A 17424-nucleotide genomic window follows, 5' to 3' on the forward strand; every position below is an offset into this window, starting at 1 on the left:
ACGCCGCATTTGCCATGAATGCGTCACGCCAGTCATGAACAGTATCGCCATACCTTTCACAGTAAATTCCTGATCATATGCGCAACGCCGTTTTGATCATTTGTCAATGTAACGGCATCAGCGATCTCTTTAATATCTTCTCTCGCATTCCCCATCGCTATGCCTTTTCCGGCCGCCTGAAGCATTGAATAGTCATTTAAGCTGTCACCGACCGCGGCGGTTTCAGCCATCGGAATGCCAAGCTTTTGCGCCAGCCGTTTGAGCGCCTGCCCTTTAGAGGCGTTTCGAGACGCCAGTTCAAAGTTGTGATCGGCAGAGCTGACAAGGGTGAGATCTTTCTGACCGCTGAATCGGTCCCAGCCCGCTTTCAGCTTCCGCTCATCAAACGAAAATCCGAGAATATTATAAAAATCCAGATGCTCTTCTTTCTCAAAGAGCTCACGGTATGAATGAATGTAAGCAAAGCCGGACTGGCTGTATTGCACTGAAGCCGCCTGTTCCAAAACGGAAAGATCGGTTTCCGGATTGGCGCTTTTCACCCGGTCCATTTCGATATCGAGCAGCTGCCTGCCGGTTTCAGGCGTATAGATGGCTTTGTTTGTAAACACCTCATAGTAATATTGATTCTCTTCAAGCCATGACAAAATGCCGCGGGCTCTTGTTTCTGCAATCGCATCACAGTGGTACAGGCTGCCGTCAGGAGCATGAATGGCGGCTCCGTTTGCGCTGATAATCCATGTTTTTATGCCGAGCGGTTCGAAGATGGAGTGCACGTCAAAATGCGCGCGTCCCGTGGAAACCACGATTTCAATTCCCGCTTGCCGGGCTTCCCTTAAAGCCCGCTCATTTTCATCGCTTACTTGATGACTGCTGTTCAGCAGTGTGCCGTCCAGATCTATGGCAATCAGTTTCACATGTCCTCATCCTCTTCTTCAGATTCAGTTACAAGCAATTCTACGCCGTGCCGGTCGAGCAGATCGCAAAAATCCTGATCAGGCAGCCGATCGGTAATCAGCAGGTCAACCTCGTGCAGGTCTGCATACTGATAAAAACTCGTACGGCCAAGCTTGGAGTGATCGCTCAGCGCAATCACCTGTTCCGCCTGTCGGATCATTTTACGCTTTACCATGCCGTCTTCTTCATGCGGGATCGTCAGGCCGTTTTCCGAGATGCCGACAACGCCGATCAGCACCTTATCGGCGTGATAATCCCCCAGTTTTTCTACGACGGAAGCCCCGTATAAAAACCGATGTTCCTTCTGGAGCTTTCCGCCGAGCAGATGAATATCAATTCCCTCTTTTGCGGAAAGGATATCGGCCTGATTGATCGAATTTGTAATAACAGTGCAGCCGGTGACATTTAAATGCTCCGCGCAGGCCTGCACGGTTGTCGAGGTGTCCAGAATGATCCGGTCTCCTTTATGGATCAGGGATGCGGCCAGCTTGCCGATTTTGTTTTTCTCTTCAGAAACAGTTTTCAGCCGGCCCGAATAGCCAGGAACCTCCTGATTCACCGACGGCAGAATCGCGCCGCCCCGTGTTCTGATAATGGCCCCGCGCTCTTTCAGCTTTACAAGGTCCCTTCTTGCGGTATCTCTTGAAATATGAAGCAGCGAACATATCTGTTCAGCGGTAATCCGCCGATGCTGTTTCAAATATTCCATTATCGCAATCAGTCTTTCTTCTTGATACACGTCCTCATTCCCTTTTTCGTCACTTATCTGTAAGTAATTATAAGTTTTTATCCCAATATATTCAATGTTTTTAAGTATTCATAAGCGAAATCACTTCTTTTTAACCATTTTTCAGCTCCCGCACAAAAAAACCAGTCTTTCGACTGGCGAGTGGGAAGGTGGTATTGCGGGGCCCGCTGAAAGGCGGGAAATCGAGGAAAAAAGCATGCTATTCAGCCAGCGGCTCTTTCCGTTTTTGATCCATAAACCGAACGGTATCAGCCATGACCTCGGTCACATAAACTTTTACGCCGTCTGTCTTTTCATAACTTCTCGTCTGGATTCTGCCGCTTACACCGACCATTGACCCTTTTTGGCAGTACAATGCCGTGTTTTCAGCGTTTTTCCTCCAGATGGTGCAGTTGACGAAGTCGGTTCCGGTTTCACCCGACGCGCTTTTAAAATTGCGGTTTACCGCCAACGTAATATGAGCGACGGGAATGCCCGCTGATGTAAAACGGAGCTCCGGGTCTTTCGTCAGCCGGCCGACAAGCATAACGTGGTTAAACAAGCCGTCTCCTCCTCTCTTTTTCGAGGCTGGCTTCATTGTAGTACAAGGGCTCGTGAAAGCAAAAAGCGGATAAAGCCGTTATTCGTTCAGGCTGCTCTTATGTTTTCGTTTTTCTTTCTGATAAAAAAAACTTTTGTTTTTGACCGCTTATGTAATATGTATTTTTGAGCAGCCGCGAGAAAAGTTTCGTTTTAAGCCAGTCTTTCTCAAACATGCGGACAAACTTTCCGCCGTCCCATGCGAACCAGTAAAAACTCAGCTTTTTATCAGTCAGTGAAAGCTGAATTTTATACTGTTCCATGCGGTCTTTTGTTTCATATAAAAAGACGACATTTCCCCTTCTGTTAAGATGCACCTCACAATCTTCCTTTTTGCATACCAAGTAGGAATGATCGTCTTTTCGCCTTGAACCGTCTTCTATATAGATTTCCTTCAGGCGCAATTGATTCATAAGCATCTCTCCATGACCATATTCTTTTACATTATAATGAAAAAATAGAAATGATTAAATGTTGACCGCCTACAAAAATGATGAAGCATGTCTTACAGCATTTTCCCGGGAAAAATGATATGTGTTATAATAAATGAACGAAAAACATGGACAATAGGGGTGAAAATAAGAGATGAAAACCTTTAAACTGGTTGATCTGAATGTGGAACGTTTAGATAAAGACGATCAGCCGATTGAACAGTTTCCCCTTTTAGACGGATTGATTATTAACAAAGAGGACGGAGAAAATCATTGGTTAATTGAAGCACTGGTCCCGGCCGAACACTTGTCTTTTTTTAACATGCTGATGAAAAGCCAGAAAGAAGCGAAGGTGTTTGTAACGATTACGAAAAAAAGCAACCGCCCCGCCCAGCTGACGGGAAGCATCAAAAATATCGTGGAGCTGGAAAAGAGTATACAAGTTTTAATTTACGGTCAAATGGTGTCAAGAAACCACCCCGGATCAGAAAGCATTCTGGAGTCGCTCGTGAAAGAAGGCTACTCGGGCAGCCGGCTGATTGAAGCGTTTAAACAAAAATTATAATCATATGAAAAAGGCCGGACGTTAATCATCCAGCCTTTTTTTGTGCCCTAGTCATTGTGAGGAGCCCGCTGTTTCAGCAGATCTCTGATTTCAGTCAGCAGTTCTGTCTGCTGATCTGTTTCTTCTGCTTCTTCAGCCTCTTCTTCTGCTTCTTTTTTACGTCTCAGCTTGCCTATTGTGCGGATCACGATAAAAATAGAAAATGAAATAATGAAGAAGTTCACAATCGTTTGAATGAAGCTTCCGTACTTGATATGAGCATCGCCGAATGTCACGGCCAGCCCTGAAAAGTCAAGACCGCCAAGAAGCAGGCCGACCAGCGGCATGATGATGTCTTCAACGAGCGACGTCACGATTTTGCCGAAAGCGCCGCCGATGACGACACCGATAGCCAGATCCATGATATTGCCCCGCATCGCAAAGCTTTTAAATTCTGACCACATTACATTCACCTCTTTCTATACAAAATGGGCTTTTTTATAAGCCCATTTGTTTGTTTTTATTCTCCGAGCGCAAAGGTTAATTCAGCTTCACACACGAGCTCGCCGTCAACTTTGGCAACGCCTTTGCCGCGTCCGATCGTACCGCGCGCGCGGGTAATATCAACCTCAAGCTCCAGCTTGTCACCCGGTTTTACCTGCTTTTTGAAACGGCAGTTATCAATCCCCGCAAAAAATGCGAGTCTGCCCCGGTTTTCTTCTTTAATCAGCATCGCAACCGCTCCGACCTGCGCCAAAGCCTCTACAATTAATACGCCCGGCATAACAGGGTATTCAGGAAAATGGCCGTTGAAAAAATCTTCATTCGCCGTCACATTTTTATATCCCGCCGCCCGTTTTCCTTCTTCGACTTCCGTAATTCTGTCTACCAGAAGAAACGGATAGCGATGGGGAATAATTTCTTTAATTTGCTGAGTATCAAGCATTCTCTTGACATCTCCTTCATCGACAATAGTATGTATAGAAGGCATATGTGGCAACCAATCTGTACATTTGGAAGTATATTATGAATCAATTTCTTTTTCAACCGCGCTGTAAACTGTAACCAGCTGGCAATGAGCCTCGTCCATTAATGTGTTATGATAAATAAAGATTTTTACCCTATGCAAAGAGGTTGGAAGATGATTGCTAAGTTTACTGAAAAACGTACGCTGGTGATGCTGAATGAGTGGTATGACGCCATGGGAAAACGCCAATTCGATCTAGCCCGTTCCCTTCACGAACAAATCAATCAGCATCTCCCCAAATTACAAAAGAATGCAAAGCTCAAACTCAGATATCAGCTGTTTTTCGCACGGTTTCAGCTGCTGTTTGAGAAAAAAGACGGTCTGAATAAGCTGTTCTGCGAGCTGAAGCGGCGCAAAGATGAGATGGATCATGAATTAACTTATTATTTCTATTTTTTCAAAGGATTATTCCATATGGTGAATGGCGCTCCGAACCGTGCTGTCTGCCGCTTTAAAGAAGCTGAACAGTACCTGCCGGCCATTCAGGACCGTTTCGAAGCCGCTGAATTTTATTATAAAACAGCGGGTGCATATTACATGATGAAGTCGCCTGCGCTCTCCATTCAATATGTCAATAAAGCGCTGGAAATCTATCAAGATGAAGCCGGCTACATCAAAAAAACGCTCAGCTGCCGGCTGCTTCTCGCCGTGAATTATATAGACGAGGCACGCTATGACGACGCAGAACAGCTCTTTAATGAATCCATAAAGATAACGGACCGGATCAATGACAATAACCTGCTGTGCCACGCCTATTATAATTTTGGTTTTTTAAAGACAGCCCAGAAAAAAGATAAAGAGGCCCTCCCTTTTTACAAAAAGGTATTGGGCAATCAGCGTTTCGAGAAAGAGTCTCCCGTTTCCTACCTGCATTGTGTATACGAAGCGGTCAGAGCACTTTTTAAAACCGGATCTGACGCCGAAGGACAAACCGTGCTGCAGAAAGGTTTATACATATCTGAAAAAGTGCAGAACAAGATTATGAAATTGAAGCTGACCGCGCTCAACATATTGTACACCGCTCAGGAGGACCCGTACGACCGATTGCAGAAGCTCGTGCTGGAGCTGCAGAAAATTGAAGCGTGGGTGGATTTGGAAGTGCTGCTTCAGGATATTACTGATTACTACAAAAAAAAGGGCGATTTTGAGAAAGCCGCATTTTTTATCATGCGCGGCTGATCAAAACGCCCCTTCTTTTATCTGACTGAGTTGATTAAGCCCAGCATTTGGTCTCCCAATGTAATCGTGCGGCTGTTCAGCTGATAGGAACGCTGAGACACGATTAAGTCGGTCATTTCTTTTGACATATCGACATTTGAACCTTCAAGCGCGCCCTGCTCCATGCCGATTGCCTGCCGGTTTGCGCCGGTAAGCTCTTCAATCGCTGAAGCCCCCGCGCCGTTTACGGAAAACAGATTATCCCCTTCCGCATGAAGCGCCTGAGGATTATTGACATTGACGATGCCGAGATTAAACGTCTGCGAACGGGTTCCCGCCTGGTCTGAAGCAGTCAGCGTTCCGGTTTTGCTGATTTTCAGCTGAGTCAGCGAACTGTCAATTTGTATGGGCTGACCGTTCTCATCGAGAATGGGATTGCCTCCCGCTGTCATCAGCTGAAGCAGCCGGTCATTTCCGCCGGCCGGCTTGAGGGAAAGTGAGCCGTCCCTTGTATACACCCGCCGTCCGTCCGCTTCTGCCTGAAGATATTGATAAGGTGATGTGAACGCGATATCAAGGTCACGGTCGGTTTTTTTGATGCTTCCCTGCCCTGAGTCCAGCTGCGGAGTCATGACCGTTCCGGCGCCGAGACGCAGGCCGGGCGGCGTTTTCCGCATGTTCGGCGAATTTTCCTTTTTGTCATCTATATGGTCATACTGCTGTCTGATCAGCTCGGAAAAGCGGGAGTCCCTCGCTTTATAGCCTGTCGTATCACTGTTTGAAAGGTTGCTGCTGACTGTATCCATCTGCTGCTGAAGCTGATTTAAGGCTGTTGAAGCCGTCAGCATTGATCTGAGCATCATAATTGAATGTCCCCCATTTTGTTACACTTTGCCGATTTCATTTGCGGCTTTATCCATGCTTTTATCGTAAGCCTGAATGACTTTTTGATTGGCTTCAAATGATCTGTATGCTTCCGTCATTTCTGTATACGTGCTCGTCACATCCACGTTCGAAAGCTCCGAGACGCCTTGCTTTAATGAATACGAGACTTGGGGATTCGCCGCCGCGCTCGGCAGTTCAGAGCCGTCGGCCGTGCTGTATAGGTCATTGCCGTCCCGTTTCAGATTGCGCACGTCTTCTTCCATTCTGATGTCAATCTGCCCCGCCGGCCGGCCGTTTGTCGTGACCGTTCCGTTTTCTGATACGGTGAATTTTTCATTGTTGGCTGTAATCGGCTGTCCGTTTGTTGATAACACAAGGTTTCCGTTTATCGTAAGCTGATTGTTTTCATTTAATGAGAAAGTGCTGCTTTTTGAATAGCGGACGCCGCCTGCGGTCTGCACGGGATAAAACAGCTCGGCGTTTTCATTCGTTTCGGCATTCTTGGGAACCTGATTCTCCATCAGTGCGATATCCGTCGGCTGATCGGTCGTTTTCAGGCTTCCCTGCGTAAACAACGGTTTCAGCTCCTGCATGTATACGCCTGTGTTGACGGAACCGATTTTCGTTTTTTTGTCGCCTTCTATTCGGCTCAGAAGCATCTCGGGAAAGGCGCGGATTGAACCTTGATCCTCTTTGTACCCTGATGTATTCGCGTTTGCGATGTTATTTGACAGCATTTCCGTTCTTCTCTGCTGTGTAATCATTGCGGACGTTGCGGTATATAATCCTTTTAACAAGTCTTCCACCTCTGAAATAGCATTATTTCCAGTTGCCTCACCGGAACATTTGTTCTATAATGAAAATCAGCATTTTTTCTTATTATCGGATTTACATTCCCGTTCGTGAAGGGTTTGACAGAAAAAAACCCCATTCTTTTTCAGAATGGGGTTTTATCATCAGCTCAGTTTGCGTTTTGGAAGCTTGTCCATGTTATCCAGCATGACGCCGGTTCCGACCGCAACACAATCCATCGGGTTCTCAGCGACAAGAACAGGCACCCTCAGCTCTTCGGCAAGAAGCTGGTCAAGCCCGTTTAACAGCGCTCCCCCGCCGGTAATGATAACGCCGCGGTCGATGATGTCAGCGGACAATTCAGGCGGTGTTCTTTCAAGAACCTGCTTGGCGGCCTGCACAATGACGGCAACTGATTCACGAAGGGCTTCTTCTACTTCTTTGCTGTTTACTGTAATCGTTCTCGGCAGACCGGAAACCATGTCACGGCCGCGGATGGTGATTTCTTCATGACGTGCGTCTGGGAAAACCGTTGCGACCTTCACCTTAATATCTTCAGCGGTACGTTCACCGATCAGCAGCTTATACTCGCGTTTGATATAATTTAAGATTTCCATGTCAAACTTGTCCCCAGCCATCTTAATAGAAGAGGAGGTGACAATATCGCCCATAGAAATAACTGCGATATCTGTCGTACCGCCTCCGATGTCAACAACCATGTTACCGCTCGGCTGGAAGATTTCCATACCCGCGCCGATAGCGGCAACTTTTGGTTCCTCTTCAAGGTACACATGCTTTCCGCCGCTTTTTTCAGCTGCTTCTTTAATCGCTTTTTGCTCAACGGATGTAATATTCGTCGGGCAGCAGATCAGCATGCGCGGTTTTGAGAAAAGTCCTTTTACATTCAGCTTATTAATGAAATGTTTCAGCATGGCTTCTGTTACTTCGAAGTCTGCGATTACGCCGTCTTTCAGCGGACGGATCGCAACAATATTCCCAGGTGTACGTCCAACCATTCGTCTGGCTTCTTCACCGACAGCCAGCACTTTGCCGCTGTTTTTATCAAGTGCCACAACGGAAGGCTCATTCAGAACAATTCCTTTTCCTTTTACATGGATCAGTACATTTGCAGTACCGAGGTCAATTCCAATATCCCTTGCAAACATCTATTTATATCCTCCTTGATATCTGTTTCACAGTAAAATATCCACATTGTGCCCTAATTATATATATTATCATAATTTATCAAAAAAAAGCTGCTGAACGATATAAGTTCTTGACAAAATTTTGCGGATATTCGCGAAACCGCCCGGGAGGAGAAAAAAGGGCCCGGCAGACGTCAGGCGCTACGGCTGCTGAACGGGCTCCCCTTCAAGAATTTCATCCTTCTTGTACTTTAATTTCGTCGCCTCTCCCCCTCTTAAATGTCTGATGGATTTATGATAATCGAGTATTTCTTTTACTTCATTCGCCAAGTCAGGATTGATTTCAGGCAGGCGCTCTGTCAGATCTTTGTGTACGGTACTTTTGGAAACACCAAACTCTTTCGCAATGACACGAACGGTTTTTTTCGTCTCCACGATATACTTACCAATCTTGATTGTTCGCTCTTTGATGTAATCGTGCACACCACTCGACCTCCCCAGTTGGATGTGAGAAGTGTGAAATGAGATCCGTATTCTGTAACAGATTCACTGATGATGCAGCTTCTTCGTTGTCCGATTATATAAGAAGGTTTTAGAAATATGCCCACGATCCCTCACCTCAAACACTCTCTTTGATAGGTTTGTAACAGTGTATTAGCAATGAATTGGGAATATGCTAAAAACTCAATAAGGACAAGGGGCGGGTCATAATTTTCTGCTTTTTGATCGGGGGGTTTACATCCGCGCGATCCTGCTGTAGAATGAAACAGCGCAATTAGTTACTTAGGTAAGTTTTTTGAAAAGGAGAACGGAAATGATCCACGTCAACAGACGCCTCATTCATCAAATCAATCAATGCGCCCGCCTGATTACGAAGAAAGCCAATGAACGGCTGGAACCATTCGGCCTGTACTCCTCTCAATGGTCAATCCTATATTGCTTAAAAACGATCGGACCGATGACCCAAAAAGAAATCTGGTCCTATCTGAACGTTGAGGCGCCGACCGTTACCAGAACGATCAAACGCCTTGAAGAAAACGGCTGGATTCAGCGGGAACAGGGAGAAGACAAGCGGGAAAAGCTCGTCGTCCTGACGAAGGAAGCTGAATTGAAATACGACAGCATCAATCAAGAGATGCTGAAGTTCGAGGAAGACATGCTTGCGGATTTCCAAGATGGAGATAAGGAAGCTTTTTCTGAGTTTCTGAATGTGTTTTTAACGAAATAATAAAAAGGGAAGTGCTGTACTTTTGAGTAAATCTGACTCGATCTGGACCAAAGATTTTATTATGGTCGTACTCGTGAATTTATTTGTCTTTGTGTTCTTTTATACATTTTTGGCCGTGCTGCCTATCTATATGATTCAGGAGCTTGGCGGCAGTGAATCGCAAGGAGGGCTTTTGATCAGCCTGTTCCTGTTATCTGCTATTATCACCCGTCCTTTTTCAGGGGCGATTATTGAACGGTTCGGCAAGAAAAGAATGACGATTGTATCCTTGGCGCTGTTCGCCCTGTCTTCTTATCTGTATTTGCCGATACACAATTTCTATCTGCTGCTCGGACTGCGTTTTTTCCAAGGCATCTGGTTCAGCATTTTAACGACGGTTACGGGCGCAATTGCCGCTGACATTATTCCCGCCAAGCGGCGCGGCGAGGGGCTCGGTTATTTCGCGATGTCTATGAACCTTGCCATGGCGATCGGTCCGTTTCTCGGGCTGAGCCTTGTGAAGGTCATTTCGTTCCCGGTTTTCTTTACGATTTTTGCCGTATTTGTTTCTTTAGGCTTGCTGATTGCTTTTATGATTCGTGTGCCGGATCAAAACAACAGCGGAACGACTGTCTTCCGTTTTTCTTTCTCCGACATGTTTGAAAAAGGCGCGCTTAAAATCGCGATTGTCGGGTTGTCCATTTCTTTCTGTTATTCAAGTGTGACTTCATATTTATCCGTTTATGCAAAGACGATCCACCTGTTGGATGTCAGCGGCTATTTCTTCGTCTGTTTCGCCGTGACGATGATGGCCGCCCGTCCTTTCACAGGAAAGCTGTTTGACAGAGTGGGGCCGGGAATCGTCATCTATCCGTCGATTATCGTGTTCTCCGCGGGGCTTTGCATGCTGGCGATGACAAACAGCGCCCTCATGCTTCTCTTGTCCGGTGCCGTAATCGGTCTCGGATACGGCTCTATCGTACCGTGTATGCAGACGCTGGCGATTCAGAACTCGCCCGGACACCGTTCAGGCTTTGCGACGGCTACCTTCTTCACTTTCTTTGACAGCGGGATTGCCGGCGGGTCTTATGTATTCGGCCTCTTCGTCGCTTCGGCCGGATTCCATTCGATTTATCTGGCCGCGGGGCTGTTCGTCCTGATTGCTTTACTCCTGTATGGCTGGAGCCAGAAAAAAAGAACGCCGCTTGAAGCGGACGGAAACGTTTCAATCGCAGACTGATATGACAAAAAGCCGGGGGCAGCCCCGGCTTTTTTTATTCGGCCGCTCTTTCCCGCGCGATTCGTCCCGCCGCTTTTACATAAGGAGGATGAATATACATAAGCGCCGTATAACCGAGACATGACAAAATGACACCCGCAAACCAGGAGATATCATAGATGCCGGCGAACGCCGGGACGTACATCCCGATTAAAGAAATAAACGCGCCGAGAAAAGTCGCGGCAAAGGCCCGGTAATTATAGCCTTTGTAATAAGTATACTGTCCGGTTTCCGAATAAAGGTCTTCAACTGAGAGCTGCCTTTTTCTGATGATAAAATAATCAGCCATCATCACCCCGGCCACCGGTCCGAGCATCCCGCCGATGAGCCCGAGAAACGCATAAACATTCGTGGCGCTCTCCATCAGCTTCCACGGTATTGTGAACAGGGCCAAAACGGCGGTCAAATACCCTCCCCTCCTGAATGTAATATACTTCGGCAGGACATTCGCCAAGTCATAGGCCGGTGACACGATGTTTGCCGCCACGTTAACCGAGACGGCGGCGATGCAAAGTGTGATGACCGAAAGAGCGATAACAAAAGGATTATCAAACCGGGCCAAAATCTCCACCACATCCCAAATCGGTTCTCCGAATGCTACCTGTGATCCGGATGTCACTGTAATGCTCGCAAACGCAAACAGCGCAAACGTTCCCGGCAGGCCGTAAAACTGGCCGCGAATCTGTTCTTTTTGCGACGCGGCGAACCGGGTGAAGTCAGGAATATTCAGAATCAATGTCGCCCATATCCCGATAATGCCCGTCACTCCGGCGGCAAACGGCCAAAACGTTTCAGAAAAGGTATGGAACTTTCCCGGCTGTGAGTAAATCGGTCCGAGCCCGCCGGCAATATCTATCGCCCACCAGACCATGCCGCCGAAGACGAGATAAACAAGCGGGCCCGCCCACACTTCAAATTTTTTGATTGATTCCATGCCGTGCCGCAGCACAAGCAGATGAATGCCCCAAAAGAAAATGAACGACAGAAAGCCCGGCAGATGAAGCCCGAATATATTCCAATCTCCTCCGAGACTCCCCCAGCCCGGCCATATGTTCAAAAGCAGAATGTGTAAAGCCGTGCTTCCGGCAAATGTTTGAATTCCGAGCCACATGATGGCTGTAAACGCCCTGAGAAGCGCCGGAATGTTAGCTCCGTATATTCCGTAAGAAGCCCTGATAATGACCGGAAAAGGCAGGCCGTATTTCGTTCCGGCATGGCCGTTCAAGGCCAAAGCGGCGAACAAAATGAGTGACGCCGTCACGATAATGGCAAGCACCTGCCACGGAGAAAGGCCGATCGCAATGAGCCCGCCCACAGTCGCATAGGTCGGGATATTATGAATACAGCCCATCCAAATGGATGCAAAATTCACCGCTTTCCATGTCCGTTCGCCGTCTTCTAAAGGCAGTAAATCTTTGTTGCTTAGCCGATCACTCGTTGTTTTTTTCATTTTCTCCCTCCCACATGTACGTTTTCCTTACATCACATGTGAAAAAATATAACTGAAAATTCCGTAAATAACATTGGTCGCTGTCGACAATAATCGTTTTAATTTTTGAGCACATTACACAAAAAAAGAGACGGGGAGAGCCCGTCTCTTTTTTTTGCGCCTGTTAAGAGGCTTTTTTGAGGAGAACCGAAAACCGGAACGCCATCAAAAGGCTTACGGCGCCGACAACGATAAGAATCGTGCCGAGCATATGAAAATGGCCGGAGGTAATTTCTTTTCCGAAAAGAATGCCCAAAATGACAGAAGACAAAATCGAACCGAGATACCGGCAGGTCTGAAACAGGCCGGACGTTGTTCCGACCATGTCGGCGGGGCTCGTTTTCAGCATGGCCGCCTGAAACGTGACATTTCCGAAGCCGTAGCCGACACCCAGCACGGATAGGATCAGCCCTTTTCCTATCATAGGCGCCTGAAGAAAGAAAAACGTTAACAGCACCGCCCCGATCGCGGTCAGACAGGTTCCGGCAACAATCGGCTGAAGAAGCCCTTTCTTATCTATCCATTTTCCGGTCAGGGGCGACACCAGAATACTCATGCCCGACATAAACAGCATAATCAATCCGCTTGTCTGAACGGACAAATGCATTTCATCCTGAAAATAGCTCGGAAGCCCGAAAAAGATGCAGTAAAAGAATATATTCAGCAAAATAAATTGAATATACACCGACGATAGTTTCCGGTGCGTTTTAAACAGCCTGACATCTATAAACGGCTTCTCTGTTTTCAGCTCGCGCCAGATAAACAGCCCGACAAACAAAAGCCCGAATACGCCTTCTGTATAGTGAGGCTTCGTACTGAAGGACAATAAAAACGACAGAAGAAGGATAATCGCTCCGGCAAACAGGAGTATCCCGATCGTATCAAGCTGGCGAAGCACGCCTTTCAAGCCGCCGATCTCGCGTTTTTCATCTTTCGGAAACATATACATTCCGAGAAAAAAGCTGAGAATGATAAACGGCAGATTGACGAAAAAGATTGCCGGCCACCCTCCCCAAACGATCAGAAAACCGCCGAGAGTCGGACCGAGCGCCGTCATGGCTGATGCAAAGATTGACAGGACGGCCAGCGCCGAAGCCTGCTTCTCCTGTATATTTGAACGGATCAATCCGACGCCGGACGGATATATCGCGCTGCTTCCGATCGATTGAAAAAGCCGCATGATCAGCAAAGTCATAAAAGTCGGCGCAAACGGCGCGCCGACCGCCGAGACGGCAACAAGCAGAAGCCCGATCAAAAACAGCTTCTTCCTGCCGAGCATATCACCGAGCTTCCCGGTAACAGGCTGCGCCACCGCGCTGGCAAGATAAAAGGACGATATCAGCCAGGACACCGTTGTAAACGACAGGTGAAATTCATGCTGAATACTGTGAAGCGCAAGAGAAATCATCGACGAGTTCAATGGGTTCAGCATCGTCCCCGAAGCCACGGCCGTCAAAAACAGGACGCGGCTTTTTTTGGAGATTGTCATTTTGTCTGTGCGATAAATTCTTCCGTCGTCCGGCTTCTGCCGATTTTCGGGAAGATAAACTTGAGTGTCGCTTCGTGCTGTTCATCGCTGAATGTCGCCATCGCGTCAGTTACGAAAACTTGCTGATACCCGAGCTGAAAAGCTTCTCGCGCCGTGCTTTCCACACCGATGTTTGTCGCAATCCCGCATAACACAATTGTGTCGATTCCCCGTCTTCTGAGCTGAAGGTCCAGGTCCGTGCCGAAAAACGCGCCCCACTGCCGTTTTGTTACCGTATAATCGTTTTCTTTCACTCCGATTTCAGGCACAAATTCAGCCCAATCCGCCGGCGGAGCCGAATGGCCCGCCGCCTCTTCATCCGTCAGCGGCTTCAGCGCATCCGCTCCGTCATGAAAATCCACGTTTACAAAGCTGATAAATCCGCCTTTTTCCCGGAACACATCAATTAATTTTTTCGCGTTCGGCACAACGGTACCGCTTTTATCCATCGGCACAATGCCTTTTTGTAAATCAATAAGGACCAAAGCCGTTTTTTCAAATTGCAGATTTAATGATGTTGTCATAATGATTCCTCCTGATGCAGTTAGTGTTTCTCACCCCGTTTATTTTACTCTTTCCCGGACAGGATTTCTTCCGCCATGCTCCGGCACTCTTTTTATGGATATAAAGTCGCACGGCACCCATTTGAAAAAGCAGCATTATGAACGCAAAAAACCATGTCAGATAACCTTACACGACAATGTTTTATCGTTCTTTTTTCTCTATAATAATGAATTAATCACAATTACATTCTGAATGAGACGGAGGAATACAACATGCAGATGGGCGATACAGTATTTATGTTCTTTTGCGCTTTACTCGTGTGGCTGATGACCCCCGGGCTGGCTTTGTTTTACGGCGGAATGGTAAAAAGCAAAAACGTGCTCAGCACGGCGATGCATAGTTTTTCTTCTCTCGCCATCGTATCCGTCGTTTGGGTTTTGTACGGATATTCACTTGCTTTTGCCCCCGGGAATACATGGCTTGGCGGGATTGAATGGGCGGGGCTGAAGGGGGTCGGCTTTGAACCCGGAAGTTATAGTGATACGATCCCGCATTCCTTGTTCATGATGTTCCAAATGACGTTTGCCGTACTGACGACGGCCATTATTTCCGGAGCATTTGCTGAACGCATGAGATTCAGTGCTTTTCTTGTATTTTCCTTTTTGTGGGCTTCCCTCGTATATACCCCCGTTGCGCACTGGGTATGGGGCGGCGGCTGGATCGGCCAGATGGGCGCTCTTGACTTCGCAGGCGGAAACGTCGTCCACATTTCTTCCGGAGTCGCCGGGCTCGTGCTGGCGATTGTGCTCGGGAAACGCAAGGACGGCACGGCGGCTTCCCCTCACAACTTAATTTACACGTTCTTGGGCGGAGCGCTCATTTGGTTCGGATGGTTCGGCTTCAATGTCGGCAGTGCCCTCACGCTTGACAGTATCGCGATGTTTGCCTTCATTAACACAAACACCGCGGCTGCGGCCGGAATTATCGGCTGGATTTTAATCGAATGGATGCTGAACAAAAAACCGACCATGCTGGGTGCTGTATCAGGCGCTATTGCCGGGCTTGTCGCCATTACGCCGGCTGCCGGGTTCGTTACGCCATTCTCTTCCATCGTAATCGGTTTCATCGGCGGGCTTGTCTGCTTCTGGGGCGTGTATTGGCTCAAAAAGACTTTCGGTTATGATGATGCGCTTGACGCTTTCGGCCTGCATGGGATCGGCGGGACATGGGGCGGCATTGCGACCGGTTTATTCGCCACCACTTCCGTCAATGACGGCGGGGCAAACGGGCTGTTTTACGGCGATCCGGGACTGCTCTGGAAGCAGATTGCGGCCATTGCGGCAACCTATGTATTTGTATTTATTGTCACTTTCGTTATCATTAAAATTGTAGGTCTGTTCATTCCCCTTCGCGCCAGTGAAGAAGAAGAGTCACTTGGGCTTGATTTAACGATGCACGGGGAAAAAGCATATCAGGACTTATAAAGTGAGGAGTGGCTTAGATGAGCGGTCAAATGTTCAAGGTAGAAATCGTTACGCGTCCGGCTAAGTTTGAAACATTGAAACAGGAACTCGGTAAAATCGGAGTCACATCGCTGACCTTCTCCAACGTACACGGCTGCGGCCTTCAAAAAGCCCACACCGAACTGTACCGCGGAGTCAAAATTGAAAGCAATGTGTATGAACGGCTGAAAGTGGAAATCGTTGTCAGCAAGGTTCCCGTTGATCAAGTCGTGGAAACGGCGAAAAAAGTGCTGAAAACGGGAGAGCCCGGAGACGGCAAAATATTCGTCTATGAAATCGGAAACACGATTAATATCCGCACCGGAGAAGAAGGACCAGAAGCTTTATAAACAGACAGAACGCCCGGAGACAGAAATGTCCCGGGCGTTTTTTTCAGGCTTCATTAAAAAGAAGAAGCCTTTTTTTCATGCGGGACAGGCCGCTTATGCCGTACGGGTTGTTTTTTCGCATATGTACTGATATTGACCAGTATGCCGCATAAAAACAGCGTCATAATCAATGAAGAACCGCCGTAGCTGATAAACGGAAGCGGTACACCCGTAACCGGGAGGAGTCCGCTCATCGCTCCCAAATTCAATACAACCTGAAACATTAATTGAAACGTAATTCCGATGGCAAGAAGCTTCCCGAACGGGTCATCAGCCCGCACGGCCGTTTTTACGCCGAGAAGCATTAACGCAAAATATAATCCCAAAACGATCAGAACACCGAATATCCCCAGCTCTTCGCTGATCACGGCCATAATGAAATCGGTATGCGCCTCAGGCAGATAGTTCATTTTTTCAACACTGTTTCCAAGCCCTCTTCCGAAAAACCCGCCTCCGGAAATAGCAAAATAGGATTGAATCAGCTGATAGCCGTCCCCGTTCGCATCACCAAACGGATTGGTAAAGGAAACGAGGCGCTTCACACGATAGGAAGCGGAAAATGCGAGATAAACAACCCCGGACACCGCCGTCGCGCCGAGCACGAACAGATGGCGCTTTTTCAAGCCGGCACATAATAAAATCGACCCGCATGCCGCCAGGATTAAGGAAGCCGTCCCTAAATCAGGCTCCGCCAATGTCAGCAGAAAAGCGGTCCCCAAAATCACTAAAGGCGGCAGAACCCCTTTCACAAATTGATGAATGTACGGCTGCTTTTTCGTGTAAATCGAAGCGAAATACAAAATCATGGCGATCTTCGCCAATTCAGACGGCTGTACGACAAGCGGGCCCGCTCCCAGCCACCTGCGGGAAAAATTCCGCTCCAGCCCGATTCCCGGTATCAATACGAGCAGCAGCAATACCAGCGAACCGACCACAAACAGCGGTACAAGCCGCGCATACCGCTTATACGGCAGACAGGCGGCAAATAGAAATAAGCATAATCCGATCAGTAAAGAGGTACTTTGTTTATGGAAGAAATAGGATGGATCTCCGTACCGCTGAGACCCCATCACATCACTGGCGCTGTACACCATTAACAAGCCGAATCCGCAAAGCAGCATAATGACAAACACAAGCGGCAGATCGGCGTTTTTCAAACGTTTCAGCAACGGACAAAACTCCTTCGGCTATTCTTTTCCCGCATACTTGACGCACAGTAATACAGTCACGTTTCATTCTGTTTACTTTTTTATGATTATTTTT

The 17424-nt window shown here is 47.6% G+C and carries 20 protein-coding genes; 6 read left to right on the forward strand and 14 right to left on the reverse strand.

The genetic code is table 11. The features are described 5' to 3' along the window. Positions 1–56: 56 nt before the first annotated feature. The 4 genes from G4O42_RS17520 to G4O42_RS17535 form a co-directional block, all read right to left on the reverse strand. Positions 57–914, reverse strand: a complete 858-nt coding sequence (locus tag G4O42_RS17520) for a Cof-type HAD-IIB family hydrolase (protein WP_007614285.1) — start codon at positions 912–914, stop codon at positions 57–59. Continuing rightward, positions 911–1693 (reverse strand): transcriptional regulator GlcR, encoded by a 783-nt coding sequence (locus tag G4O42_RS17525; RefSeq protein ID WP_003151250.1) that lies wholly within the window; start codon positions 1691–1693, stop codon positions 911–913. Before G4O42_RS17525 ends, G4O42_RS17520 begins: the two co-directional genes overlap by 4 nt. A 208-nt stretch (positions 1694–1901) precedes the next feature. Next, on the reverse strand, positions 1902–2243 hold the full coding sequence (locus G4O42_RS17530) for a single-stranded DNA-binding protein (RefSeq protein WP_003151249.1): 342 nt from the start codon (positions 2241–2243) through the stop codon (positions 1902–1904). A 97-nt stretch (positions 2244–2340) separates the two neighbouring features. After that, positions 2341–2694 carry a hypothetical protein gene (locus G4O42_RS17535; RefSeq protein ID WP_003151247.1) on the reverse strand — a complete coding sequence of 118 codons (354 nt, stop codon included), beginning with the start codon at positions 2692–2694 and terminating at the stop codon, positions 2341–2343. Positions 2695–2866: 172 nt separating this feature from the next. Here G4O42_RS17535 and G4O42_RS17540 point away from each other — a divergent pair, with 172 nt between their 5' ends. Further along, positions 2867–3277 (forward strand): YwpF-like family protein, encoded by a 411-nt coding sequence (locus G4O42_RS17540; RefSeq protein WP_032875997.1) that lies wholly within the window; start codon positions 2867–2869, stop codon positions 3275–3277. A gap of 47 nt (positions 3278–3324) precedes the next feature. On the opposite strand, the gene mscL is transcribed toward G4O42_RS17540, so the two are convergent. Further along, entirely contained in the window at positions 3325–3720 is a 396-nt protein-coding gene (gene mscL / locus G4O42_RS17545) for a large conductance mechanosensitive channel protein MscL (RefSeq protein ID WP_003151243.1), read from the reverse strand. Positions 3721–3776: 56 nt separating this feature from the next. Then, positions 3777–4202, reverse strand: a complete 426-nt coding sequence (gene fabZ, locus G4O42_RS17550; RefSeq protein ID WP_003151242.1) for a 3-hydroxyacyl-ACP dehydratase FabZ — start codon at positions 4200–4202, stop codon at positions 3777–3779. Positions 4203–4397: 195 nt separating this feature from the next. Here fabZ and G4O42_RS17555 point away from each other — a divergent pair, with 195 nt between their 5' ends. Then, positions 4398–5462 carry a tetratricopeptide repeat protein gene (locus G4O42_RS17555; RefSeq protein ID WP_032875994.1) on the forward strand — a complete coding sequence of 355 codons (1065 nt, stop codon included), beginning with the start codon at positions 4398–4400 and terminating at the stop codon, positions 5460–5462. Between the two features lie 17 nt (positions 5463–5479). Here the strand turns inward: G4O42_RS17555 and G4O42_RS17560 are convergent, their stop codons facing one another. From G4O42_RS17560 to spoIIID, 4 genes are all read right to left on the reverse strand, one after another. Then, positions 5480–6301 (reverse strand): flagellar hook-basal body protein, encoded by an 822-nt coding sequence (locus G4O42_RS17560; RefSeq protein ID WP_032876942.1) that lies wholly within the window; start codon positions 6299–6301, stop codon positions 5480–5482. A 24-nt stretch (positions 6302–6325) separates the two neighbouring features. After that, the gene (locus G4O42_RS17565; RefSeq protein WP_032875991.1) at positions 6326–7123 is read right to left on the reverse strand and encodes a flagellar hook-basal body complex protein FlhO; all 798 of its coding nucleotides are present in this window, start codon (positions 7121–7123) and stop codon (positions 6326–6328) included. A 159-nt stretch (positions 7124–7282) separates the two neighbouring features. Further along, positions 7283–8284: a cell shape-determining protein Mbl gene (mbl, locus tag G4O42_RS17570; protein WP_003151237.1), complete on the reverse strand. Its 1002-nt coding sequence runs from the start codon at positions 8282–8284 to the stop codon at positions 7283–7285. A 180-nt stretch (positions 8285–8464) separates the two neighbouring features. After that, positions 8465–8746, reverse strand: a complete 282-nt coding sequence (spoIIID, locus tag G4O42_RS17575; protein ID WP_003151236.1) for a sporulation transcriptional regulator SpoIIID — start codon at positions 8744–8746, stop codon at positions 8465–8467. A 331-nt stretch (positions 8747–9077) separates the two neighbouring features. Between spoIIID and G4O42_RS17580 the strand changes: the two genes are divergently transcribed. Beyond that, a complete protein-coding gene (locus tag G4O42_RS17580; protein WP_007407562.1) occupies positions 9078–9491 on the forward strand; it encodes a MarR family winged helix-turn-helix transcriptional regulator in 414 nt (137 codons plus the stop codon). Positions 9492–9513: 22 nt separating this feature from the next. Next, entirely contained in the window at positions 9514–10710 is a 1197-nt protein-coding gene (locus tag G4O42_RS17585) for an MFS transporter (protein ID WP_014419077.1), read from the forward strand. Between the two features lie 34 nt (positions 10711–10744). Here G4O42_RS17585 and G4O42_RS17590 read toward each other — a convergent pair whose 3' ends face one another. The 3 genes from G4O42_RS17590 to G4O42_RS17600 form a co-directional block, all read right to left on the reverse strand. Further along, the gene (locus tag G4O42_RS17590; RefSeq protein ID WP_032875989.1) at positions 10745–12199 is read right to left on the reverse strand and encodes an NCS1 family nucleobase:cation symporter-1; all 1455 of its coding nucleotides are present in this window, start codon (positions 12197–12199) and stop codon (positions 10745–10747) included. A 163-nt stretch (positions 12200–12362) separates the two neighbouring features. Further along, the gene (locus G4O42_RS17595) at positions 12363–13727 is read right to left on the reverse strand and encodes an MFS transporter (RefSeq protein WP_032875986.1); all 1365 of its coding nucleotides are present in this window, start codon (positions 13725–13727) and stop codon (positions 12363–12365) included. Next, positions 13724–14290, reverse strand: coding sequence for an isochorismatase family protein (locus G4O42_RS17600; protein WP_003151227.1), 567 nt, complete (start codon positions 14288–14290; stop codon positions 13724–13726). The genes G4O42_RS17595 and G4O42_RS17600 overlap by 4 nt, the downstream gene beginning before the upstream one ends. A 252-nt stretch (positions 14291–14542) precedes the next feature. On the opposite strand from G4O42_RS17600, the gene G4O42_RS17605 reads away from it, so the two are divergent. After that, positions 14543–15754, forward strand: coding sequence for an ammonium transporter (locus tag G4O42_RS17605; protein WP_003151223.1), 1212 nt, complete (start codon positions 14543–14545; stop codon positions 15752–15754). A 17-nt stretch (positions 15755–15771) separates the two neighbouring features. Continuing rightward, a complete protein-coding gene (locus G4O42_RS17610; protein ID WP_014419080.1) occupies positions 15772–16122 on the forward strand; it encodes a P-II family nitrogen regulator in 351 nt (116 codons plus the stop codon). A gap of 53 nt (positions 16123–16175) precedes the next feature. On the opposite strand, the gene ftsW is transcribed toward G4O42_RS17610, so the two are convergent. Further along, positions 16176–17330 (reverse strand): putative lipid II flippase FtsW, encoded by a 1155-nt coding sequence (gene ftsW / locus G4O42_RS17615; RefSeq protein WP_032875983.1) that lies wholly within the window; start codon positions 17328–17330, stop codon positions 16176–16178. Positions 17331–17424: the final 94 nt, after the last annotated feature.

This window comes from Bacillus sp. LUNF1, from assembly GCF_011008975.1.
Taxonomy (GTDB): domain Bacteria; phylum Bacillota; class Bacilli; order Bacillales; family Bacillaceae; genus Bacillus; species Bacillus velezensis.